The 22,719-nt window shown below is 52.3% G+C and carries 21 protein-coding genes, 1 pseudogene and 1 other annotated feature; of the genes and pseudogenes, 16 read left to right on the top strand and 6 right to left on the bottom strand.

Features of this window, described 5'->3' with window-relative positions:
- Positions 1 to 56: 56 nt before the first annotated feature.
- Entirely contained in the window at positions 57 to 599 is a 543-nt protein-coding gene (locus ET464_RS08890; RefSeq protein ID WP_129440171.1) for a GNAT family N-acetyltransferase, read from the top strand.
- A gap of 87 nt (positions 600 to 686) precedes the next feature.
- On the opposite strand, the gene ET464_RS08885 is transcribed toward ET464_RS08890, so the two are convergent.
- Together ET464_RS08885 and ET464_RS08880 are read right to left on the bottom strand one after the other, a co-directional pair.
- Positions 687 to 1,424 carry a DUF3153 domain-containing protein gene (locus tag ET464_RS08885; protein WP_129440169.1) on the bottom strand — a complete coding sequence of 246 codons (738 nt, stop codon included), beginning with the start codon at positions 1,422 to 1,424 and terminating at the stop codon, positions 687 to 689.
- Entirely contained in the window at positions 1,408 to 1,845 is a 438-nt protein-coding gene (locus ET464_RS08880) for a MerR family transcriptional regulator (protein ID WP_129440167.1), read from the bottom strand. The genes ET464_RS08885 and ET464_RS08880 overlap by 17 nt, the downstream gene beginning before the upstream one ends.
- Positions 1,846 to 1,950: 105 nt before the next feature.
- On the opposite strand from ET464_RS08880, the gene ET464_RS08875 reads away from it, so the two are divergent.
- Positions 1,951 to 2,715: an SDR family NAD(P)-dependent oxidoreductase gene (locus tag ET464_RS08875; protein WP_244226723.1), complete on the top strand. Its 765-nt coding sequence runs from the start codon at positions 1,951 to 1,953 to the stop codon at positions 2,713 to 2,715.
- Positions 2,716 to 2,856: 141 nt separating this feature from the next.
- On the opposite strand, the gene ET464_RS08870 is transcribed toward ET464_RS08875, so the two are convergent.
- Positions 2,857 to 4,017, bottom strand: coding sequence for a Gfo/Idh/MocA family protein (locus ET464_RS08870; RefSeq protein WP_129440165.1), 1,161 nt, complete (start codon positions 4,015 to 4,017; stop codon positions 2,857 to 2,859).
- A gap of 181 nt (positions 4,018 to 4,198) precedes the next feature.
- On the opposite strand from ET464_RS08870, the gene ET464_RS08865 reads away from it, so the two are divergent.
- The gene (locus tag ET464_RS08865) at positions 4,199 to 4,963 is read left to right on the top strand and encodes an AraC family transcriptional regulator (RefSeq protein ID WP_129440163.1); all 765 of its coding nucleotides are present in this window, start codon (positions 4,199 to 4,201) and stop codon (positions 4,961 to 4,963) included.
- A gap of 95 nt (positions 4,964 to 5,058) precedes the next feature.
- Here the strand turns inward: ET464_RS08865 and ET464_RS08860 are convergent, their stop codons facing one another.
- Positions 5,059 to 6,039: a glycoside hydrolase family 43 protein gene (locus ET464_RS08860; protein WP_129440161.1), complete on the bottom strand. Its 981-nt coding sequence runs from the start codon at positions 6,037 to 6,039 to the stop codon at positions 5,059 to 5,061.
- A gap of 357 nt (positions 6,040 to 6,396) precedes the next feature.
- On the opposite strand from ET464_RS08860, the gene ET464_RS08855 reads away from it, so the two are divergent.
- Together ET464_RS08855 and ET464_RS08850 are read left to right on the top strand one after the other, a co-directional pair.
- Positions 6,397 to 6,984, top strand: coding sequence for a TetR/AcrR family transcriptional regulator (locus tag ET464_RS08855; RefSeq protein WP_129440159.1), 588 nt, complete (start codon positions 6,397 to 6,399; stop codon positions 6,982 to 6,984).
- Between the two features lie 60 nt (positions 6,985 to 7,044).
- A complete protein-coding gene (locus ET464_RS08850) occupies positions 7,045 to 7,488 on the top strand; it encodes a DoxX family protein (RefSeq protein ID WP_129440157.1) in 444 nt (147 codons plus the stop codon).
- A 22-nt stretch (positions 7,489 to 7,510) separates the two neighbouring features.
- On the opposite strand, the gene ET464_RS08845 is transcribed toward ET464_RS08850, so the two are convergent.
- Positions 7,511 to 8,410: an SDR family oxidoreductase gene (locus tag ET464_RS08845; RefSeq protein WP_129440155.1), complete on the bottom strand. Its 900-nt coding sequence runs from the start codon at positions 8,408 to 8,410 to the stop codon at positions 7,511 to 7,513.
- A gap of 82 nt (positions 8,411 to 8,492) precedes the next feature.
- On the opposite strand from ET464_RS08845, the gene ET464_RS08840 reads away from it, so the two are divergent.
- From ET464_RS08840 to ET464_RS08790, 11 genes and pseudogenes are all read left to right on the top strand, one after another.
- Positions 8,493 to 9,056: a DUF1697 domain-containing protein gene (locus tag ET464_RS08840; RefSeq protein WP_244226722.1), complete on the top strand. Its 564-nt coding sequence runs from the start codon at positions 8,493 to 8,495 to the stop codon at positions 9,054 to 9,056.
- 3 nt (positions 9,057 to 9,059) lie between these two features.
- Positions 9,060 to 9,788: an NAD-dependent epimerase/dehydratase family protein gene (locus tag ET464_RS08835; protein ID WP_129440153.1), complete on the top strand. Its 729-nt coding sequence runs from the start codon at positions 9,060 to 9,062 to the stop codon at positions 9,786 to 9,788.
- 301 nt (positions 9,789 to 10,089) lie between these two features.
- A complete protein-coding gene (locus ET464_RS08830; protein WP_129444226.1) occupies positions 10,090 to 11,958 on the top strand; it encodes an assimilatory sulfite reductase (NADPH) flavoprotein subunit in 1,869 nt (622 codons plus the stop codon).
- A gap of 90 nt (positions 11,959 to 12,048) precedes the next feature.
- The gene (gene cysI, locus ET464_RS08825; RefSeq protein ID WP_129440150.1) at positions 12,049 to 13,770 is read left to right on the top strand and encodes an assimilatory sulfite reductase (NADPH) hemoprotein subunit; all 1,722 of its coding nucleotides are present in this window, start codon (positions 12,049 to 12,051) and stop codon (positions 13,768 to 13,770) included.
- A 270-nt stretch (positions 13,771 to 14,040) separates the two neighbouring features.
- Positions 14,041 to 14,736, top strand: a complete 696-nt coding sequence (locus tag ET464_RS08820; RefSeq protein WP_129440148.1) for a response regulator transcription factor — start codon at positions 14,041 to 14,043, stop codon at positions 14,734 to 14,736.
- A complete protein-coding gene (locus ET464_RS08815) occupies positions 14,729 to 15,820 on the top strand; it encodes a HAMP domain-containing sensor histidine kinase (protein ID WP_129440146.1) in 1,092 nt (363 codons plus the stop codon). Before ET464_RS08820 ends, ET464_RS08815 begins: the two co-directional genes overlap by 8 nt.
- A 91-nt stretch (positions 15,821 to 15,911) precedes the next feature.
- Positions 15,912 to 16,781: a M15 family metallopeptidase gene (locus tag ET464_RS08810; protein ID WP_129440144.1), complete on the top strand. Its 870-nt coding sequence runs from the start codon at positions 15,912 to 15,914 to the stop codon at positions 16,779 to 16,781.
- Between the two features lie 65 nt (positions 16,782 to 16,846).
- Positions 16,847 to 17,476: a polysaccharide deacetylase family protein gene (locus ET464_RS08805; RefSeq protein WP_129440142.1), complete on the top strand. Its 630-nt coding sequence runs from the start codon at positions 16,847 to 16,849 to the stop codon at positions 17,474 to 17,476.
- Positions 17,477 to 18,280 (top strand): Nif3-like dinuclear metal center hexameric protein, encoded by an 804-nt coding sequence (locus ET464_RS08800; RefSeq protein WP_129440140.1) that lies wholly within the window; start codon positions 17,477 to 17,479, stop codon positions 18,278 to 18,280.
- Positions 18,281 to 18,348: 68 nt separating this feature from the next.
- Positions 18,349 to 18,583 (top strand) — a binding site (T-box leader).
- A 156-nt stretch (positions 18,584 to 18,739) separates the two neighbouring features.
- Positions 18,740 to 20,275 (top strand): 2-isopropylmalate synthase, encoded by a 1,536-nt coding sequence (locus ET464_RS08795; protein WP_129440138.1) that lies wholly within the window; start codon positions 18,740 to 18,742, stop codon positions 20,273 to 20,275.
- A 19-nt stretch (positions 20,276 to 20,294) separates the two neighbouring features.
- Positions 20,295 to 21,196 (top strand): annotated as a pseudogene (locus ET464_RS08790) (LysR family transcriptional regulator).
- Positions 21,197 to 21,386: 190 nt separating this feature from the next.
- Here the strand turns inward: ET464_RS08790 and ET464_RS08785 are convergent.
- On the bottom strand, positions 21,387 to 22,601 hold the full coding sequence (locus ET464_RS08785; protein WP_129440136.1) for an oxalate decarboxylase family bicupin: 1,215 nt from the start codon (positions 22,599 to 22,601) through the stop codon (positions 21,387 to 21,389).
- Positions 22,602 to 22,719 lie beyond the last annotated feature (118 nt).

The raw sequence follows: 22,719 nt of genomic DNA, 5'->3' as shown, positions 1-22,719 counted from the left end.
AGGTGCTGCCGGATTAATAGAGCCGTTGTGCGTTAGCAGAGGCAGGGGGAACGAATATGCACTTATACACGGAAAGGTTACTTATACGAAACTTTCAAGCAGATGACTGGGAAGCTGTTTTAGCGTATACATCGGACAGCGAAGTTATGAAATACATACCTGAAGGTGTTTTTTGCGAACAAAATGTAAGGGCTTTCATTTATGAGAACAGCGGTGGGAAAGCGGAGAAATTTCCGGTTATTTTAAAACAAGATCATACGCTTATTGGCCATATCGTGTTCCATAAATGGTCTGGCAATGGCACCTATGAAATCGGATGGGTGTTTAATCCGAAATATTACAGCCAAGGTTATGCATCAGAAGCTGCAAGGGCTATTTTGCAGTACGGTTTTGAACATCTCAATGCCCATCGGATCATTGCGACTTGCCAGCCGCAAAATATTGCGTCTTACCGGGTGATGGAGAAGATCGGGATGAGAAAGGAAGGCCACTTCAAGCAATGTATTCCTGCACATTTTATAAAAGGAAACACAGAATGGTGGGACGAGTACTTCTACGCCATTTTAGCTGAAGAGTGGAAGCGGCAAAATGACCAATAAAATAAAAAAGCCTTAGTTCAACAAAAGGGGACGGGGCTGCTCCTGGTTTAGAATCAAGGGCAGCCCCGTCCGCATGCAGGCGGTTATTTACGCGGAGCGTCTGCGTTTACGGTATGTTCTTACAGCAAGCCAGACGGCGGCGATTATTATAATAAGGACAGCCCCGCCTGTATAAGCGATGTGGCGGATATTCGGCACGTTGATGTCAACTTCAAACCGGTTTGGTTCAAACAGCTTAATATCCCATACCAGCGTTCTGCCGTGGTCCTGAATTTCATTTGCATTGCTGGCTCCCGCCTTGACCGGGGCGGTCAGCAAAAATTGCAGTTTGATCTGGCTTTGCACAAGCCCTTTGACAAGCGGATTCATCGCGGAAAGCTGCTGCCCTGCAGCATCGCTGCTGCTGGCCATCAGCTTCTCCATATCGACAGTTACGGCAATATGCTCCTTCGTATAAAAAAAGGATTCCTCTGACGAATGTTCGGCCTCCAATCCGTCCGGCAGCTTGGCCGTGACGCCGGAAATCCCCATGTTCTTTAATTGGAAGGAGCGCGAAGCGGTCAATCCGGTGCTGCCGTCTTTCGTATAAGACTGCGCGTCCAGCCCTTGCGCCTGCAGCTTGCTGATCAACTGCGGGATCAGATCCGGCTGGCCAAGCAGGTTAAGCGCTTCATTGCTGACGGACATATCCAGGTTAAGATCCGCCGTCCCATTACGGTTAACGGTCAGATGGGCTTTGCCTTGCGCTTGTGCGCACGAAGCAAGCAGGCACATTGCCGCTAATAACAAAGCTGCCGCCAGCCATCCGTTATATTTGCGAATCATACAGGGAATCCTTTCTTTGCAAGCTGTCCGATTGCTTGGCGATCTGTTCGTCCAAAAAGCTGGCGATGCCCGGCGATTCGTAAAAAGCGATTTTGGCATCAATCAGCTCCAAATTGTTGTTCAGCTCTTCAATTTGCCGCAATACGGCTTGGCGGTGAGCCACAAACAACGCTTTGCGCACATCAATCGTGGCGCTGCCTTGTCTGCACCAATCGACGTATTGCTTAATTTCTTTGATCGGCATGCCTGTGTTTTTCAGGCAGCATATAAGCGCAATCCATTCCAGATCGCTGTCGGTAAACGTCCGGTTGCCGGAATGGCTGCGGGAAACAAAAGGGAGCAACCCTTCCTTGTCGTAATAACGGAGCGTATGGGCAGAGAGGCCGAACTTTTGCGCAGCCTCGTTAATCGTATAATTCAAAATAAATCATCCTTTGGGCTTGACTTAGAGTTAACTCGAAGTGGTAGCCTCATTATAGCCCCCGATAAAGGGCTTGGCAACCATCATTATAAAGGAGCGATCATTGTGGGAAATCAACATAAAATTGCATTAGTAACCGGGAGCAGCCGCGGCTTAGGCCGCAATTCGGCGCTAGCTTTAGCCCGTAAAGGCGTTGACGTTATTGTGACCTATAAGTCTGAAAAAGAAAAAGCGGATGAAGTCGTGAAGGAAATTGAGCAGCTTGGCGGCAAAGCGGCAGCATTGCAGCTGGATGCCGGCAATGTGTCCTCGTTTGACGGGTTTGTAGCGCAGCTTAAACAAGTACTGAACGATAAATGGGACACTAATCAAATCCATTATCTCGTTAATAATGCGGGGATCGGCATTAACGTTCCCATTACGGAAACAACCGAAGAGCAGTTCGACAGCCTTATGAATCTTCATGTGAAAGGCGTATATTTCTTGACACAAAAGCTGTATCCGATTATTGCGGATAAAGGTGCTGTCGTGAACCTGTCGACGGGTCTTACCCGTTTTGCACTGCCTGGCTATGCAGCTTACGCTTCGATGAAAGGCGCTGTAGAAGTGCTGACTAAATATATGGCCAAAGAGTTTGGCGCAAGAGGCATCCGGGTCAATGCGATTGCTCCGGGAGCAATCGTAACGGACTTTGGCGGCGGCGGTTTGAGAGAAAATGAAGAGATGCGGAATTTTATCGGATCGCAGACAGCGCTTGGCCGCGTTGGCGAAGCGGATGATATTGGCGGAGTAGTTGCCTCTTTGTGCACGGACGAGCTGGGCTGGGTGAATGCGCAGCGGATCGAAGCCTCGGGCGGCATGTTCCTGTAACAGCGTCTGGCAGGCCGGTATTCATCGAAAACAGCGGTGTCGGGGAGAATGGTTCCCCCTTACACCGCTGTTTTGTCATCCGTTTTATAGGAAGCATCGGGGATCGAATTGAGATCCCTTTTTTTATCGCCCAACCATCCGTTACGATTGGTTATAGCTGCTGCCCAGTGTAATGCCGACCCCGGAGCCCAGTTCCTTTAACGCCGTCTTTTTCTCGTAGAAGTGCGGCGCGTTGTCCAATATGCCCTGGACGGTGTAATACGGGTCATCCTGCTGAATCGGCAGGTCAACGGCTTTTTCCTGGAATCCGGCTTTGTAGATCGCGGTTATCAGTTCAATGGTTTTCCGTCCGTCTTCGCCGGTAATCATCGGAGCGGTGCCGGATTCAATGGCAGACAGCACATCATGGATTTGTCCCTGATGGCCGGTATGCGCTAGCTGCGGCAGGCTGCCGTAATACTGCTCCAGCTCTTCCTCCAGCTTCTCGTTGCGCTGCGGGAAGCCGTTCTCTTTCGAGGTTGAAGCGTAAACTTTCCAAGGCGCGGAAATACGGGCTTTCTCCCCTTGAAAAATAATTTGCTGTTCTTCGCCGTGATGAATAACGGAACTGGTCACTTGCGCAACGCTTCCTTGGCCGTATTGCATAACCGCAACCGAAATATCTTCAACCTCGGCGTTGTCATGGGCCGCGTTGCTGAGCATCGCAACCACCTTGTCCGGCATGCCCATCATCCAGCCGAGCATGTCGATATGGTGTACGGCATGGTTCAGCGTTGGTCCGCCGCCTTCCTTGGACCACAACCCGCGCCACCACAAGTCATAGTAGCAGTGGCCGCGCCACCAATAAGAATCGACTTGCGCATGGACCACCCGGCCGATTTTGCCGCTGTCCAGCACATGCTTCAAGTTCATAATCGGCTCACGGAAGCGGTTTTGCGCAACAACGGATAGAATCGCCCCGCCTTCTTCGGCTGCCGCGATCATCCGGTCGCATTCCTCCAGCGAAGCGGCCATCGGTTTCTCGACAAGCACATGTTTGCCGTCCCGCAGCAAATCGGAAGCGATCTCGGCATGCAGAAACGGCGGTGTGCAAATGCTGACCAGGTCGATGTCATCACGGCCAAGCAGCAGCTTGTGAGAATCCAAAATTTCAGCGTTCAGTCCAAACGCGGCAGCTTTTTCCCGGGCTTTCTCGGGAATATCCACAAGCGCGGCGATTTCGCAGCGCTCCGGAAAAGCAAGGTAAGAATGAATATGAGCAGATGAAATATTCCCGGTTCCGACAATTGCAACACGTATCATAAGGATATCCTCCCAACCATTCGAATGTAATCGTCTTCATTATAACAATCATCGTTTTGGCGTTAGAATGTGCCAGTTAAAGGTTATTTGTAATAATTAAAGATTTTATGGTGAAAGGATAGGCAAATCTTTAATCTTTTGTTATAGATAATAGTAAAAAAATAAAAGGGATGATACCCGTATGAGCCGATATATTCATCCGGAGCTGACCTATTTTGTACAAAAGGAATGCACGCCCAGCTGGAAGCTGGACACACATCGGATCTCCTTTTACGATATTGTATTTGTGCTGGAAGGCCAAGCCGATTATACGATTAACGGGAAGGAATACCATGTCCAGCAAGGCGATGTGCTATATATTAAGGCGCAAAGCGTACGAAGCGCCGTCACAACGGGCATGGTGTGCGCAGCCCTTGATTTTGTGCTGGATGACGGCAATACCATTGATCTGCCTGTCGTAACTTCGGGGCTGGATCTGGAGCAATACCAGTGGCTGCTCCAAGAGCTTAATTATGAATGGCTGCAGCAAAAGGACGGCTACGAAATGAAATGCCATGCGCTGCTTTCGCTTATTATCCACAAGCTGATCTATGAGGGCAAAGCGGTTGGCATCAACAGCCATGTGGACCGGATGAAACGGTATATTGTTGAGCATTATGACGAGCCGTTAACGGTCGGGCAGATCGCCCGGGCGTCCAAGCTGAATGCGGTATACGGCGGAGCGCTGTTCAAACGGGTTGAAGGGCGTTCCATCTCGGAATTTTTGAATCGGGTCCGGATTAACAAAGCCGCCTCTCTGCTGGAGACGGGGGAATACAACGTAGGGGAAGTTGCGGATCGTACGGGGTTTAAAGATATTTATTATTTCAGCAATACGTTTAAAAGGCTGATGGGCGTTTCGCCTGCCTCCTATAAAAACAATTACGCGCTGCACAGGCGGCTTTAGCTGCCTGTATACCTGGCTTACCGTGCGCTGCAGAGGGCTGCCGCCCGTTGAAAAATACAAAAGCCGGACACTTATTGTGTCCGGCTTTCGCTGTATTATTTGTTGTACTCGATCGTTTGGATCGTGCCGTCTTCGTTATATTTCAGCTCGGTGTATTTCACGCTGCGCTTGTTATCAGCGCCGCCGGACAAGGAGCTGTCATGGTAGAACAGGTACCATTTATCGTTGAATTCAACGATGGAATGGTGCGTTGTCCAGCCGAGAACCGGCGTCAGAATAGTGCCTTTGAATGTAAAAGGACCTTGCGGGTGATCGCCGACCGCGTACACGATTTTGTGCGTCGAACCCGTCGAGAACGACAAATAGTATTTGCCGTTATATTTGTGCATCCAAGGGCCTTCGAAATAACGGCGGTCTTCATCGCCTGCCGTAATCGGGCTGCCGTCTTCATCGACGATGGAAATTTCTTTTGGCGTTTCTTTAAACGTAAGCATGTCGTCGTTCAATTCTGCGACACGAGGGCCAATTGCCGGAGCCGTTGGCGCCGGTCCTTCGCCGTTTGCGACATACTCGCCGGTTTGCCATTTTTCAAGCTGGCCGCCCCACAGGCCGCCAAAGTACATGTAAGCTTTGCCGTCCTCGTCCACAAATACGGCAGGGTCAATGCTGTAGCTGCCAGGGATGTAGTTTGGTTCGGCTTTGAATGGACCGGCAGGGTTAGCGCTTGTTGCTACGCCGATCCGGAAGATGCCGTCGTGATCCCGTGCTGGGAAATACAGGTAATACGTGTTGTTTTTAAATGCAGCATCCGGTGCCCACATTTGCTGGCTTGCCCAAGGCACGTCGCGAAGGTGAAGCGCTTCGCCATGGTCAACAGCCGGAGCTGTCACGTCGTCCATGGACAGGACGTGGTAATCTTCCATGTCGTATTGGTCGCCGTTATCATTGGAAACCATCACGTGATCAAGATCATGCGATGGATAAATGTATAACTTGCCTTCAAATACATGCGCAGAAGGGTCTGCCGTATAAATATGGGTTACCAATGGCTCGTTTGGTTTAGATGGTTTGGACATTCGGTCTCCTCCTTGAGTTAGCCCTCTGAAAGCGTTGCATTCTATTATCTTAGCATATTTAGGAATATCCAGAACACCTAAATGTTTTTGTTTTTTGCCTAAAAATTTTAGTTTTTTTCGCTAAAAGCTTGCATAAACCGGAAAAGCATATTTGATGGGCCACTAGCCATTTTTTTTGCAATAGTGTTAGCATACCCATTTCTCATTCTGTTTACCTCATCGTTTCAGGAACTGCTGCGAGGCATTGCCGAACGAAAAAAGGATTATTTTTTATTTACAAACCGACGGTCGGTTTTATATAATGAACAAAGAAAATATGGGAAGTAAATAACCGATACGGGAAAGGAGGAGCAACTTTTGAAAAACGAGCAAAGGCGTGAACAAACGACAAGGCTGCTGCTGGAAACGGCCAAAGCGCTGCTGCAGGACAAGAGCTGCCATGCCATTACGATGCAGGACATTATGGAGAAATCTTCGTTATCCAAAGGAGCGATATTCCATTATGTAAAAAGTAAAGATGAGCTGTTCGCCTGGGTGCTGCTTGACCGGCTTGAAGAGCTGAATGCCAGCTTCCTGAAGGAAGCGGCGCATGCTCCAGCCAGTTTCGAAGGCCCGATGTCGGCGATTGCGGGCAATCTGGCCCGGCTGGAGGACGCCGGGGACATCACTAACAAAGTGCTGATGTATTTGCTTGGCAGGGAGGATGATCCCGCGGTTGCGGAGGCGCTCCGGCAATTTTATGATCGTTCGGCTTCGCTGTCGGGCGAGTGGATCAGGAAAGGGCAGGAGCAGGGCGTGATCCGGGCGTCGATCGACCCTCGGAAGACTGCCGACTTGTTGGTGCTTTTGTCCTTAGGCTTGCGCGTGCGCGCCGGGTTTCCCGAAGGAGGCGCTGCAGCAGAGGATGTATCCGATTTTATCGCTGCCCTGCTGAAAGCAAAATAGCCGGTTCTTGTACTGCGAAATTATAAACAAGAAAAACAACGAAAACAAGGAGGACTAAAAATGGTGCCGTTTATTGCTCTTATTGTTTCTTGGATCGTGTTCCGCGCAGCCGGTTACGCCGGATTGTCGTACTTTGACGACTGGTTTGTGTCGCTGCAGGCCGCGGCTGTTATTATGCTGCTGTTGTCCGCTTCCGCCCACTGGGGAACAAGACGCCCGGACCTTATCCGTATGGTTCCGCCTGCCATTCCGGCAAAAGGCGCTATTGTTACCGTGACAGGTTTGCTGGAAATAGCGGGTGCCATAGGCTTGCTGATCCCGGCGGTATCATTAGCGGCAGCTATCGCACTTACAACTTTGCTCATCGCCATGTTCCCGGCGAATCATTACGCGGCCAAACGCCGCTTAACGATTGGAGGGAAGCCCGTTCCGTCCCTGCCGGTCCGGGCTGTGCTCCAGCTTGTATTTATAGCTGCGATTTTATTGCCTCCCACAATTTTGTAACCAACCATAACCCGGCAGCCAATCACGTTTCCGTCATAATCCCGCCGTTGACATGCAGCACCTGGCCGGTCATAAACGAGGAGTCCTCGGAGGCCAAATAAATATAAGCGGGCGCCAGTTCAAACGGCTGGCCTGCCCGTTTCATCGGCGTTTCCAGGCCAAATGTTTTGACATATTCGGCAGAATAGCTGGATACGATGAGCGGCGTCCAGACCGGTCCCGGTGCAACGGCATTGACGCGGATTCCTTTGCGGACAAGCTGCAGCGACAAAGAACGGGTGAACGATACGACAGCTCCTTTGGTGGAGGAATAGTCGACAAGCAGCGGCGCGCCTGCATAGGCAGTTACCGAAGCGGTGCTAATAATAGTGCTGCCGGGCTGCAGATAAGGCAAAGCGGCTTTCGTCAAATAAAAATGCGGGAAAATGTTCGTCCGGTACGTATTTTCCAGCTGCTCGTCGGAAATGTCCAGAATGCTTTGCTGCGGGAACTGGACAGCCTGATTGAGCACCAGGACGTTTATTTTGCCGTATGCCTCCAGCGTACGGCGGATGATGTGTGCGGAAAATTCGGGCTTCCGCAAATCGCCTTCGATAAGCAGGCAGCGGCGCCCGTAACGCTCCACCATCTGTTGGGTCGCAGCGGCATCCTCGCGCTCGTACAAGTAGACGATTGCGACATCGGCGCCTTCTTTGGCGAAGCCAATGGCAACCGCTCTGCCAATGCCGCTGTCCCCGCCAGTAATGATGGCGATTTTGCCGGCAAGTTTTCCGCTTCCTTTATAATTGGGGTTATCGGAAATCGGCTTCGGGTTCATCAAGTACTCAAGCCCCGGCTGGCGGTCCTGATGCTGCGGAGGGAATGTGACCGGCTGCTGTTCACACTTGGTTTGGTAACCATAATAAGGATATACTTGAACCATTGGGATCCTCCATTGAAAAAGTAATGCTACAGGATATTCACCCAACAGGCCGGGCGTGTAGCAAAAAGGGAGAGGGGAACAGATGATGGCGGTCTATATCGCTTTGCTGCGCGGCATTAATGTTGGCGGCAAAAACAAAGTCAAAATGGCTGATTTAAAGGCAGCCCTGGAACAAGAAGGCTTTCACCACGTACAAACCTATATCCAAAGCGGTAATATCGTGTTCGAATCGGCAGACGGGGAGGAAGCCGTCCAAACACGAATCGAACAAATTATGGAAGCGGAATTTGGCATCGCCAGTAAAGTGATGGTCCGGACGGCGGGAGAATTGACCGATTTAGCGGCAAAACTTCCGTTTACTGCGGATGAAATTGCGGCGGCGGAAGCCAGCTGCGAAGGGGAATGCTTGTATGCCGCCTTCCTGCGCGAACCGCTGCCGCCCGCTGTTATCGGCAAGCTGGACGGCGGCGATTACGGGGATGACCAGTACCGGACAGACGGCCGGCATATTTATTTGCTGTACGGGCGAAGCGTCCGCAATTCCAAGCTGTCCGCCAAGCTCGAGAGGCTGGGGGTGCCGATTACGGTCCGCAACTGGAATACGGTAGGCAAGCTGATTGGGCTTGCTGTGCAAAAGGGGAACTAGACGATGATTAAGAAAGCTCCATCCGGGCCAAAAGACGGCAAAATCAAAGTTATCGTAACCGGTGCGACCGGTATGGTTGGCGAGGGCGTCTTGTACGAGTGCCTGCTAAGCCCGGCTGTGGAAAGCGTGCTGGCGATTGCACGCAGGCCAATCGGTGTCAGCCATCCGAAGCTGACCGAGCTGGTACACAGCGATTTGACGGATGTATCGGCGGTTGAGCAGCAGCTTGAGGGATATGATGCGTGTTATTTTTGCCTGGGCACCACTTCAGTCGGGATGAACGAGGAGCAGTACACGAAAGTGACTTACGGCATTACGCTGCATATAGCCGAAACGGTTTCGCGGCTGAACCCGGGCATGGTGTTCTGTTATGTGACAGCGGAAGGAACGGATAATACGGAGAAGGGCAGAAGCATGTGGGCGCGCGTAAAAGGCAAAACGGAAAACGATTTGTTGAAGCTGCCCTTTAAGCGGGCTTATATGTTCCGCCCCGGCTACATTCACCCGACGCCCGGGCTCCGGAATGCCCATAAATTTTATAAAGCGATTACATGGCTGTATCCGGCATTGCGCCGTCTGATGCCCAAACATGTCATTACGCTTCGCGAGCTGGGGCAGGCGATGATTCAAGCAACGCTTAAGGGCAGCGGGCAAACGGTAGTTGACAGCCGCGGGATGGCGGCTTTGGCGCAGGCGTACACGGCCGAGAAAGCTGGCCCGTTCCGGGGATAACACTCACCTGGCAATCAGGCAGGTTGCAAGCTTAAGGCAAGCAGCAATTGACGCATGCAAGCGGGACGGGCGAATAGACCGAATCGACAAGAGAAGGGCTGACTGCCCTTCTTTTTTTTGTCCTGCAGGCCTATGGACTTATAAGATTTCCTGACCGCAAAACACAATATTTCTTATAGCCAAAAACAGGGCGATTTCATTGACCGTTTATAGGGACTGCTGTAGTATTAAGGCAAATGAAAAAAGCAGAGTGGCGTACTTGGAATTAAGCCGAAAGAGACCAGATGCGAGGTGGATGTTGTTGCAACTTCAAGTAACGAACAGCCCGTTTACACAGGAGCAGGCTGAACTGATTAATCGTTTGCTGCCTACATTAAATGAAGGGCAAATTCAGTGGCTGAACGGCTATTTAACGTTTTACCAGTCGGGATTCGGAGCGGCGGCTGCAAGCACGGCGGCAGCATTGGCCATCGAGGAAGCGCCGCAGGCGGCCGTTCCCGCTGTGGCACTGGCAGCGGCTCCGGCAGCGCCGCGCGAAGCGACTGTATTGTTTGGTTCGCAAACCGGCAATTCGCAGAAGCTGGCCGGCAAGCTGGCGGATAAGCTGAAAGCGCAAGGGTTTGAAGTAACTTTGTCCGCGATGAACAAATACAAAACCAATAATTTGAAGAAAGCGGGCTATTTGTTTATTGTAGCCAGCACGCACGGCGAAGGAGACCCGCCGGACAACGCGATTTCGTTCCATGAATTTTTGCACAGCAAGCGCGCTCCCAAGCTGGATGGCGTCTTGTTTTCCGTACTTGCGCTTGGCGATACTTCGTACGAGTTTTTTTGCAAAACCGGACAAGATTTCGACCAGCGCCTGGAAGAACTTGGCGCGCAGCGCCTTGTTAACCGCGTAGATTGCGACGTTGACTTTGAAGAAGCCGCTTCCGGCTGGATTCAAAACGTGCTCAGCGCCGTATCCGGCTCCGGCAGCAGCGCCGGCGCCCAGGCGGCTCCGGCCGCGACTTCCGCAGCAGCGGCTGTGGCGGCGGAATCGGAATATTCCCGCACCAATCCGTTTTATGCGGAAGTGCTGGAGAGCATCAACTTAAACGGACGGGGCTCGGACCGGGAAACACGCCATTTGGAGCTGTCGTTGGAAGGCTCGGGCCTCACATATGCGCCGGGCGACTGCGTAGGCATTTTCCCGCAAAATGATCCGGCATTGGTTGATGACATTATCGGGCTGATGAACTGGAACCCGGAAGAGCCGGTACAGGCCGGCAAAGCGGGCGAGACGGCCTCGCTCCGCACGGCGCTTCAGCATCACTATGAGATTACGGTGCTGACGAAGCCGCTGCTGGAGAAGCTTGCTCCCTATTCGGGCCAAAGCAAGCTTGCACAGCTTGTACAGCCGGATCAGAAAGAAGCGCTGAAAGCGTATATGCACGGACGCGATCTGCTTGATCTGCTGAACGATTTTGGCCCTTGGACGATTACGGCCGCCGAGCTTGCCGCCAACTTGCGCAAGCTGCCGCCGCGTTTGTATTCAATCGCCAGCAGCTATGCCGCTCATCCGGACGAAGTGCATGTGACGATCCGCAAGGTGCAGTATGAAACGCACGGCCGCCAGCGCAACGGCGTATGTTCGGTGCAAGTGTCGGAACGGCTGGAGATCGGCGACAAGCTTCCTATATTTATTCAACATAACGAGAACTTCAAGCCGCCGGTCAATCCGGATACCCCTATCATTATGATTGGACCGGGAACAGGCGTAGCGCCGTTCCGCGCATTCCTGGAGGAGCGCGAAGAACAGGGCGCTGCAGGCAAGTCGTGGCTGTTTTACGGCGACCGCCATTTCGTTACCGACTTCCTGTATCAGACGGATTGGCAGCGCATGCTGAAGGATGGCGTGCTGACCAAACTTGAAGTTGCGTTCTCGCGCGATACAAAAGAGAAGGTATATGTGCAGAACCGAATGATGGAGCATGCAGCGGAGCTGTACCGGTGGCTGGAAGAAGGAGCCCACGTGTACGTATGCGGCGACGAAAAACATATGGCGCATGATGTACATGCGGCGCTGCTGGCCATTATCGAACAGCAGGGCGGCAAAACGGCGGAGGAAGCAGCGGCTTATCTTGCCGGTTTGCAGGAGAGCAACCGTTATCAGCGCGACGTATATTAATCGGCGGTTCAGCTGAACGCCGGATCTGCGTGAGCAGGCATCCATAGATCGAACGATAGAACGAACTGTATGGCAAAGGAGCTGTCACCAATGGCAAACAAACGAAAAGTGGAACCGATCGGCGGACCGCCAAGCGACGTGGAGTTGCTGAAGCTGGAAAGCAATTATTTGCGCGGATCGCTGGTAGAATCGCTTTCCGATCGGATTACGGGCGGACTGCCCGAGCTGGACAACCGGCTGCTTAAATTTCATGGCAGCTATATGCAAGACGACCGGGATTTGCGCAATGAGCGCGAAAAGCAGAAGCTGGAGCCTTCGTATCAATTTATGCTCCGCATTGTGCTTCCCGGCGGCAAAACAACGCCGGAGCAGTGGCTTGTCCTGGATAAGCTGGCCGATCAATACGGCAGCGGCAGCCTGCGGATTACAACAAGACAAGCGTTCCAGCTGCATGGCGTATTGAAGTGGAACCTGAAGGACACGATCAAAAACATTAATGATACGCTGCTCACAACACTGGCTGCATGCGGCGACGTAAGCCGCAACGTCATGTGCAATCCGAACCCGTACCAGTCGGAGGTGCACAGCGAAGTGCTTCAATGGGCGGAGCGGCTGACTGCCCATCTCGCGCCCAAAACGCCGGCTTACCATGAAATATGGCTGGATGGCGAGAAGGTGACCACCTCCGAAGAACAAGGCGAAGTCGAACCGATCTACGGCCCGGTTTATTTGCCCCGCAAATTCAAAATCGGCATTACGGTTCCTCCGACTAACGATGTCGACGTTTATTCGCAGGACCTTGGTTATATCGCGATCGTAGAAGACGGCAAGCTGGCCGGCTTTAACGTTTGCGTCGGCGGCGGCATGGGCATGACGCACGGCGATACGAATACGTATCCGCAGCTGGCGAAAGTGATCGGTTTCTGCACGCCGGACCAAGTGCTTGACGTAGCGGAGAAGACGGTAACGATTCAGCGCGATTACGGCAATCGTTCCGTCCGCAAAAACGCCCGTTTCAAATATACGATCGACCGCCATGGCCTCGATTGGTTTGTTGACGAGCTGCATGACCGCCTCGGCTGGGAGCTGCAGCCGGCCCGCGAGTTTCAATTTGCGCATAACGGCGACCGCTACGGCTGGGTGAAAGGCAAGGACGGCAAATGGAATGTGACGCTGTATATCCAAAGCGGGCGCATTATTGATACCGACAGCAGCAAGCTGAAAACCGGCCTGCGCGAAATTGCCAAAATCCACACCGGCGACTTCCGTCTGACCGGTAATCAGAACCTGGTGATCGCCAACATTTCCAGTCAAAAAAAGGCGAAAATATCGGCCCTGCTGGAGCAGTACGGCATTACCGCCGGCGGCCAATATTCCGCTTTGCGCCGCAGCGCTTTGTCCTGCGTGGCGCTGCCGACCTGCGGACTGGCGATGGCGGAGGCGGAACGCTATTTGCCGGATCTGCTCGACAAGCTGGAGCCGATTCTGGAAGAGGCAGGCATCCGGGATGAAGAAATTAATATCCGTATGACCGGCTGCCCGAACGGCTGCGCACGTCCGGCTTTGGGCGAAATTGCTTTTATCGGCAAATCGCCGGGCAAATACAACTTGTATATGGGGGCCGGCTTTACCGGCGACCGCCTAAGCAAGCTGTACCGCGAAAATATCGGCGAAGATGAAATTATTGATACGCTGCGCCCGATTTTCCATCATTATGCTTCCGACCGGAGCGAAGGCGAGCATTTTGGCGACTTCGTCATCCGCGCCGGCTATGTGCAGGCTGTTACAGACGGCACGAACTTCCACAGCTAAATCTGGCAAGCAGGGCGGACCCGCTGCCAGACAAGTTTGCCTTTGCGCCAATGACGCAAAGGCAAACTTTTTTTGTGCACGCGGTTAGCATGCGATTGCTTTGGCGCTGTTCGTCCCCGCCAATTGCGGAGTTCACGACGCGTTAGCCTGTTTTCATGCTGCACAGCCCGCGTTGACACTGCCCGGCAGCCCGGAGTTATTTTGTCCCGTACGCGCAATTAAGGTAGAATAAGGGAGATCATGGACAGGAATTACGGGAGCGGATGGAAGATGGAACGATATACGATATTGATTGCGGACGATGAAGCGGAAATCGTCGATTTGATTGCGCTGCATATGGAAAAGGAAGGATACCACACGATCAAAGCTTACGACGGCAAGCAGGCGCTGCTCGCGGTTCAATCGCAGCCGGTAGATTTGGCGATATTGGACATTATGATGCCGGGGCTGGACGGCTACGAGGCAACGCGCCAAATCCGCGAGGCGTTTGTGCTGCCGATTATTTTTTTGAGCGCAAAAACGTCTGATCTCGATAAAATAACCGGTCTTGTCATGGGAGCGGACGATTACATGACGAAGCCGTTTAACCCGCTGGAGCTGACCGCGCGCGTAAACGCCCAGCTCCGGCGCTTGAAGCTGCTCAGCCAGCAGCATTCCGGCGGGACCCATAAAGCGCCGATTGAGGCGGCAGGGCTTGTCGTAGACCCGGACAAGCGGACGGTGCTCCTGTACGATGCGGAAATTGAGCTGACGCCTAAAGAATTTGATATTTTGGTGCTGCTCATGAGCCATCCCAAAATCGTATTTAGCGCCGAGCATATTTTCCAGCAGGTATGGGGCGAAGCGTATTACGAGAACGGCAACACGGTGATGGTCCATATCCGCACTTTGCGCAAGAAGCTTGGCGAAGATAAAAACAAGTTTATTAAAACGGTATGGGGAGTAGGGTATACGTTTAATGGCTAATCGATTCCAGAGCTTCCGCACCAAGATGCTGCTGCTGTTCGGGTACAGCATGCTCGGAGCGGGCTTCCTCACTTACCTTATTTATAAGGCGCTGCAACGGTATTATTATAATAACGTTTATGCAGACACCCCGCTGGCCGCCATCCGTTTGTGGATGAACCGGATCGGGGACGTCTATTTCTTTTTGCTGCTGTTTATCCCGCTTTCGGTGCTCTTTTTTTATTTTTTGACAAAACCTTACAAAACGTATTTTCAAGAAATTTCAACCGGCATTCATCGCCTATCAACTGGTGCGTTTGAAACGAAAGTGACCATCGCGTCCAATGACGACTTTCAGCAAATTGCCGAAGATATTAACCGGGCCGGCGCGAGGCTGAAGGAAGCGATCGAAAAAGGCGAATTCGCGGAAAGCAGCAAAAACCAGCTGGTCATGAACCTGGCGCATGATTTGCGTACGCCGCTTACGTCGGTGATCGGCTATTTGGATATTGTGCTCAAAGACGATCAGCTGCAACAGGAGCAGGCGAAGCATTACACTACAATCGCTTACGCCAAATCGAAACGGCTGGAGAAGCTCATTGACGAGCTGTTCGAAGTGACCAAGCTGAGCTACGGGCTGCAGCCGGTTACGCGAGGCCCGCTTGATTTAAGCGCGCTGCTGGCGCAGCTGAACGAGGAACTGTACCCGTTATTCGAAACCAGCGCTTTGGAAGCGAGGCTGCATGTTCCGCCCGTGTTGCCCATTACTGGAGATGGAGAGATGCTGGCCCGCGTCTTCGAGAATTTGCTGGTGAACGCGGCCCGGTACGGGTCGGACGGGCAATATATCGACATTTATGCCGGGCTGGACGGCACCTCCGCAGTCGTTAAAGTGGTCAATTACGGCAGCTACATTGATCCCGGGCATTTGCCGTATTTGTTCGACATGTTTTATACCGGCGACAAAGCCCGCACGCAGCAAAACGGGAGCACCGGACTAGGCCTCTTTATTGCCAAAAATATTGTCGAACAGCATGGCGGCACCATTACTGCCGCAAGCAGCAGCATTCAAACGGAATTTGAAGTGCGGCTGCCCCAAATCTAAAAATTTAAGAAATATTTTAAATTTGCACCGTTTCTTTTTAAGCTTTGTTTTTTATTCTTTCCAAGGTAGATGAACGGAAGGGGAAACAAAGATGAAGAAACGGTTTTTTTGGTTATTCAGTGTGGTATGTATAGGTGCGGTCATGTTTGCGTTATGGGGCGGCAAAGGTGAAGGGGCGATTACAGGCGTTTCCATTCAAAAGAATGCAGCGCCGGCTGGCGGAAAGCCGGTAAAATCGGTTGAGCTGTCGCTGGATCATATATACGAAGGCAATCTGATTCTGGTGAATAAAGATTACCCGGTTCATGAGGAAGGCATACCGGATGATATCGTGCAATTGTCGGAGCATCCGGACTTGATGCAGGGTTATGGGCTGCTGGACAGCTCCATCCGGATATCCGCAAGCCTGCTGCCGCCGTTTAATGAGATGATTAAGGCAGCCGGCGAAGACGGAGTAAGGCATTATATCATCAGCAGCGGTTATCGGGGGCTGGACGAGCAGGAGGAACTGTATAAGGAAAAAGGCGGCGACTATGCGCTTCCGGCCGGATACAGCGAGCATAATGTCGGTTTATCGCTTGATATCGGCTCTTCGCTGACTGCGATGGACCATGCGCCGGAAGGCAAATGGCTGAAGCAAAACGCATGGAAATACGGTTTTATTTTGCGGTACCCGGCGGATAAAACGAATATAACCGGCATCCAATATGAGCCGTGGCATTTTCGTTATGTCGGCTTGCCGCACAGCGCCATCATGAAGAAGCTTGATTTGACGCTGGAGCAATACGTAGACGATTTGCGCAGCAAAAAATCGTTGTCCGTTACGGTGGAGGGCGTGCACTATACCGTATCGTATTATCGGCTGACGAAAGCGAACCATACGGTCAAGCTGCCGCAGGACGGCTGGTACGAGCTGTCCGGCAACAATGTCGACGGCGTTATTGTAACAACAAAAAGCTGAGAAATGGAAATTTTCATGGTATGATGGCGTAAGATTGGCAAAGGGATAAAGGGGGAAGCTGCGGAATGGAAATGCAAGGAATGGTAGATAAGGTTACCACAAGCGTCAAGGCAGTTGCGTTCACGTTTGATGACGGGCCAAACCCGGTCTATACGCCGCAATTATTATCAATTTTCCGCGAGTGGAACGGGAAAGCAACCTTTTTTATGATTGGCGAGCAGATCGAGCGAAACCCGGAAACGGCGCGCAGCGTCCATGAAGAAGGGCATGAAATCGGAAATCATACGTATACGCATCCAAATCTGACCGAACTGAAGAAGGACGACATTCTAGAGGAAATTGATAAAACGGAGCAGCTGATTGCAGGCATAACCGGTGCAAAACCGGCAGTGCTTCGCCCGCCTTATTTGGCGTCCGATGAGAGGCTGGGCCGCCTTGCGGCAAGCCGCGGCTACCGGCTGATCGGAGCCGTCAATCCCGGTGTGCAGGATTGGGACATGCCGGGTGTACAGCATATTTTGGATAAGACGAGAGAGCACCTGGGACCGGGCAGCATTCTGCTGTTTCACGACGGCTACGGCGACCGTTCGCAGACAATCGAAGCTGTATCGGTGCTGGTGCCCGTGCTGGTCAAGCAGGGTTACCGGCTTGTGACCGTCAGTGAGCTGCTGGCACTGGAAGGAGTGCGGGCTTAAATGGCGGGAATGACGGTGCAGGATGTCGTGAACCGGCTATGGGATGGCGTGCAGCGCAGCGGTAATACGGTGGACAGGCTGGAGACGGGTGATCCGGGGATGGCGGTTACAGGCATTGCAACTGCATTTATGCCTTCGAAAGCGGTTATTGAACAGGCGATTGCGCAAGGCGTTAATCTGCTGATTGCCCATGAAGGCGTCTATTTCAGCCATCACGGCGATACTTCGTCGTTTGAAGGCGATCCGGTTTTTGAACATAAAAGAAAGCGGATACAGGAAGCGGGGCTTGCCATTTACCGCTGCCACGATTACGTCCATCGGATGAACCCGGATTTGATTACGGCCGGGCTGGTGCAGCAGCTGGGCTGGGAACATGATGTGGTCCGGGTAAAGCCGGAGGCATCCGTTGTAGAGCTGCCCGGCGAAGGGGTGACCCTCTCGCAAATTGCCGGACATGTCAAAAGGCAGCTTGGCGCGGCATACATCCGCGCATTAGGCGACGCCTCGATGCCATGCCGCCGCATCGGCCTGCTGGTAGGCTATCGGGGCGGCGGTCAAACCGCTATTCCGCTGTACCGCGAGGAGAAGCTTGATCTGCTTATTTACGGCGAAGGCCCGGAATGGGAGACGCCGGTTTATATTGCAGATGCGATTCGGCAGGGCCATGCGGCGGCGGTGCTGGCCATCGGCCATGCCGAAAGCGAGCAGGCTGGCATGGCCCTGCTTGCGGATCGGATTCGTTCGTATGCGCAGGACGTGCCGGTCTATCATTTGACGGAGCCGCCAATTTTCCATATCCTGTAGATTTGTTTTTGTACGGACTAGGTTGACAGTATCTTTCCGGCTGGCATATAATACCGATTAATCGATAACCAAATGTGTTGATTAGAAATAGTAGAAGCTATTTGACCTTTCAGAGAGCCGTTGGTTGGTGCAAAACGGCAGCGTCAATCGCTTTGAACTCGTCTATGAACAGCTGCCCGACAATGTAGGGTAAGACGGATTCCCCCGTTACAGGGATAGATGGTGATGGCCATCGAATTGAGCTCATTCCTTGTTGAACAGGAATGAATTAGAGTGGTACCGCGGGTTAACCTCGTCTCTATACGTAGAGACGGGGTTTTTTTGTTGGCTGAAGACCGGGTTTGGCCAGCCCCGCTTTATATAGAGCAAGGATACGGAAGCCATTCAGGTACATCCATTTCAGGTACATTCCATACAAATCAAGGCAATATCATTCATTTTTCGGGAGGTAGTAGATCCATGGAACGCAACATTATCGTATTGGACACGACGCTGCGCGATGGGGAGCAGGTGCCTGGCGCCAAGCTGAATGTGGAACAGAAAGTTGAATTTGCCCAGCAGCTGAAGCGGCTGGGGGTGGACATCATCGAAGCGGGATTCCCGGCTTCGTCCGCAGGCGACTTTCAGGCAGTGCAGCAAATTGCCCGCACCGTTGGCGACACGGTATCCATTACGGCGCTTGCCCGTGCGGTTCAGAAGGACATCGAGTCGGTCTATGAAAGCATTAAGCCGGCGCAAAATCCGTTTATTCACATTGTGCTGGGCACATCTAACATCCATGTGGAGAAAAAATTCAACCGTTCCAAGGATGCCGTGCTCGAAATGGGCGTTGAAGCGGTCAAATATGCGAAAACGCTTTTGCCCCATGTCCAATATTCAACGGAGGACGCATCCCGCTCGGATTTTGAATATTTGTGGGCAACGATCGAAGCCGTCGTGAAAGCCGGCGCTACGATCATTAACGTGCCGGACACGGTTGGTTATGCGGTTCCGGACGAATTCGGCGAGCTGATCCGCAAATTGAACGAACGGCTGAAAAATGTGAACCCCGATGTTCTCCTCAGCGTCCACTGCCATAACGATCTTGGCCTGGCTACAGCCAATACGCTTGCCGCTATTAAAAACGGCGCTGACAAAATGGAAGTGACCGTTAACGGGCTTGGCGAGCGTGCCGGCAATACTTCGCTGGAGGAAGTGGTCATGAGCTTGAAAGTAAGGGATAACTTCTACCATGCCCAAACGGCTATTCGAACGGCAGAGCTGCTGCGCACTTCCAAGCTGCTGACGCTGCTGACGGGCCTCGACGTGCAGGTGAACAAAGCGATCACCGGCGAAAATGCATTCGCCCACTCCTCAGGTATTCATCAGGACGGCTTGCTGAAGGATAAACAAGTATACGAAATTATGGCGCCGGAGGACGTAGGCGCGGACAGTATGGAACTCATATTGACGGCGCGCTCGGGACGCCATGCGTTTAAAAATACGGTCGAGCGGCTTGGCTTCAGCACAGGGGATTCGGACGATTTTGAACAGCTGTTTCAGAAGTTTCTTGTACTTGCCGATGCGAAAAAAGAAGTGTACGATCATGACGTATTCCAGCTGGCGTCCAATCACGGCAATCATGATGCAAGCGCTAAGGAGCTGTACGAGCTTGTTTCATTCCAAGTAATAACAAACGACCTGTATCCGACGGCAACGGTCAAGCTGAAGAAAGGAACGGAAACGTTCCGCGACAGCTCGGTAGGCGAAGGGCAAATCGACGCGCTGTACGGGGCGATCAAAGGGCTTGTTGGTTTGGACGTCGAATTAAAAGATTATAAAATTAACAGCTTATCGAGAGGCACAGATGCCATCGGCCGGGTAAACATCCGCCTTGAATACGGCGGCAAAACGTATTCCGGCCGCGCGATGGATACGGATATTATTAAAGCAAGCGCAATGGCGTTCCTGAACGGAATCAACGCCATTATACTGGATAATCAGGCCGGAAGGTAAAGCTGGTGGGAGCGACGATATGGTAACACTGCAGCAGTTGAAATATATGATTGAAGTGGCGGCGCGGGGATCGATGAACGAAGCGGCGAAGCGGCTGTTCATCTCCCAGCCGAGCTTGTCGAGCGCGATTAAAGAGCTGGAGCGGGAGCTCCGCATTACGTTGTTCGAGCGCACGAACAAAGGAATTACGCTTACGCCGGAAGGGCGGAATTTCTTGGCTATGCGCGGCAGGTGACCGAGCAGGCGGAGCTCCTGGAAAGCCGCTACTTGAACGGGAAGCCGTCGCCGCAGCATTTTTCCGTATCAACGCAGCATTATGCATTTGCGGTAAATGCGTTTGTAAAGCTGGTGAACGATTACGGCCATGAGGAATACGAGCTGGCTTTGCGGGAGACCAAAACGTACGAGATTATCGAGGATGTGAAGCTGATGCGCAGCGAGATCGGCATCCTGTACGTCAATGAATTTAACGCCAAAGTGATTTACAAGCTGTTGAACAGCGCCAATCTGCAGTTTCACAGCTTGTTTACGGCGAAACCCCATGTGTTCGTCAGTGCGCGGAATCCGCTTGCGAAGCAGTCGATTGTAACCATCGAGCAGCTTCAGCAATATCCGTACTTGTCATTTGAGCAAGGGGAATACAACTCGTTTCATTTTTCCGAGGAAATATTAAGCACGCTGAGCCATCCGAAAAGCATCCGGGTCAATGACCGGGCTACGCTGTTTAATTTGCTGATCGGCTTAAACGGGTACACCATTTCTACCGGCGTGCTCAGTTCGGATTTGAACGGCAATGATATTATTCCGGTGCCGCTCGATTGCGACGAGACGATTAACGTCGGCTGGATAGCGCATAAAAACACCGCATTGTCCCAGCTTGGCGAAGCTTATGTAGAGGCGCTGAAGGAATTTATCCGGTAGAAGCGGGGCCGCCCCGGCCTCTAAACGTGCAGCCGATCCATAAGCGGGCAATCGCCCGTAAGCGGACAACCGCCTCTAAACGTACAGCCGGTTCGCAAGCCGCAACCCCGGGTTCATTGCCCTGGAGCAACTACCCGCCGTCCCTTTACGGGGCGGCGGGTAGTTTGCGTTAGCGGCAATAAGCGGCGGCTTATCCTTTAGGCGCCATGCCAAAGCCCGGGTATTTGACTACCGGCCATTTTTCTTTGCGCAAGGCGTCCATCAGCTCCGGCCCAACCTTCAGGTTGCTTTTCACCAGCTCTTTGGGCGTAAGCGCCATCCACTGGTTAAGCGAAACGTCCATAAACCGGTCGCTTTTGAAAATTTCCAAAAACCATAAAGTTTCGGTGCCAGTGTTTTGGATGTAATGGCCGAATGCAAAAGGCACATAACCGACATCGCCTGCCCGTACGTCATAGGTACGCGCATCGCCGCTGCCGCCAAACACCGTCATCCGGCCTTGACCGGTCAAATAATATTGCCATTCGTCATTGTTGGGATGCCAGTGAAGCTCGCGCATGGCGCCGGGTTCGATTTCGACAAGCGCCGCCGCCACTGTTTTGCTGATCGGAAAATTCGTAGAATCAACGATCCGCACTGAACCGCCGGGCGTCTGGATGGGCGTTTGCGCAAGCAGCTGATGCTTAAAGCTGAGCGGCACCTCGCCGTATGGCGACTCGATTTTTTGGCTTTCCAGCGGCCCGGGCACCTGATCCTGATAAATGTATACCTGGCCGGAAGGAATCGAAGCAAAGGCATATTCCGGCACGCCAAAATTAGCGGATAATACTTCCTTGGGCGTATGGGCAAACCAATCCGATATTGACAATGTATTCAAGTCGGAAAAATGTCCGTCGTCGAATACAAGCAAAAACTCGCAGCCGCTCTCCAGTCCTTGAATCGAATGGGGAATACCGGCTGGAAAATACCATAAATCGCCCGGACCGATATCGGCAATAAAATTGCGTCCATCCTGGTCAACCGCCGTAATTCGTGCGCTGCCTCCAATCATGTAAGCCCATTCCGCCTGCTGATGCCAGTGCATCTCCCGGACGCCGCCGGGCGTAAGCGCCATATTTACTCCCGCAAGCGTTGTTGCAATCGGCAAATCACGGACCGTAATCTCCCTTGACCAGCCGCCAAGGTTAAGCTGCATGTGCGTATCTGAAAACGACACTCTCATATTGGGCAGCAAACCTGCATCGGTGACCGGCGGGACAAGCATATCCGGATTTTCCATATCCCTCATCACATCCCGAGGGCCATAATCGGGAGCGCCAGCGCCATCTCTCCGGATAGGCTGCGGAATAGCGTGCTGCGGCGCAACCGGCTGCTGCTTTCCGTTTTCCCCGTTTCGGTTTTGCATCGTTACCTCCCCCAAATCCGGTTAATAGTCATAGGCGCACAGCCTGCTTTTATGTATGTATGATGGATGGCAAGTCCGCCATGACAAAGAACAAATAAGGAAATATATGTAAATTATA

The sequence above is a fragment of the Paenibacillus protaetiae genome (assembly GCF_004135365.1).
In the GTDB taxonomy this organism is placed as follows: Bacteria; Bacillota; Bacilli; order Paenibacillales; family Paenibacillaceae; genus Paenibacillus_AP; species Paenibacillus_AP protaetiae.
Note: the sequence above shows the minus strand (reverse complement) of the source record. Positions and strands in the feature narration are given on the sequence as shown.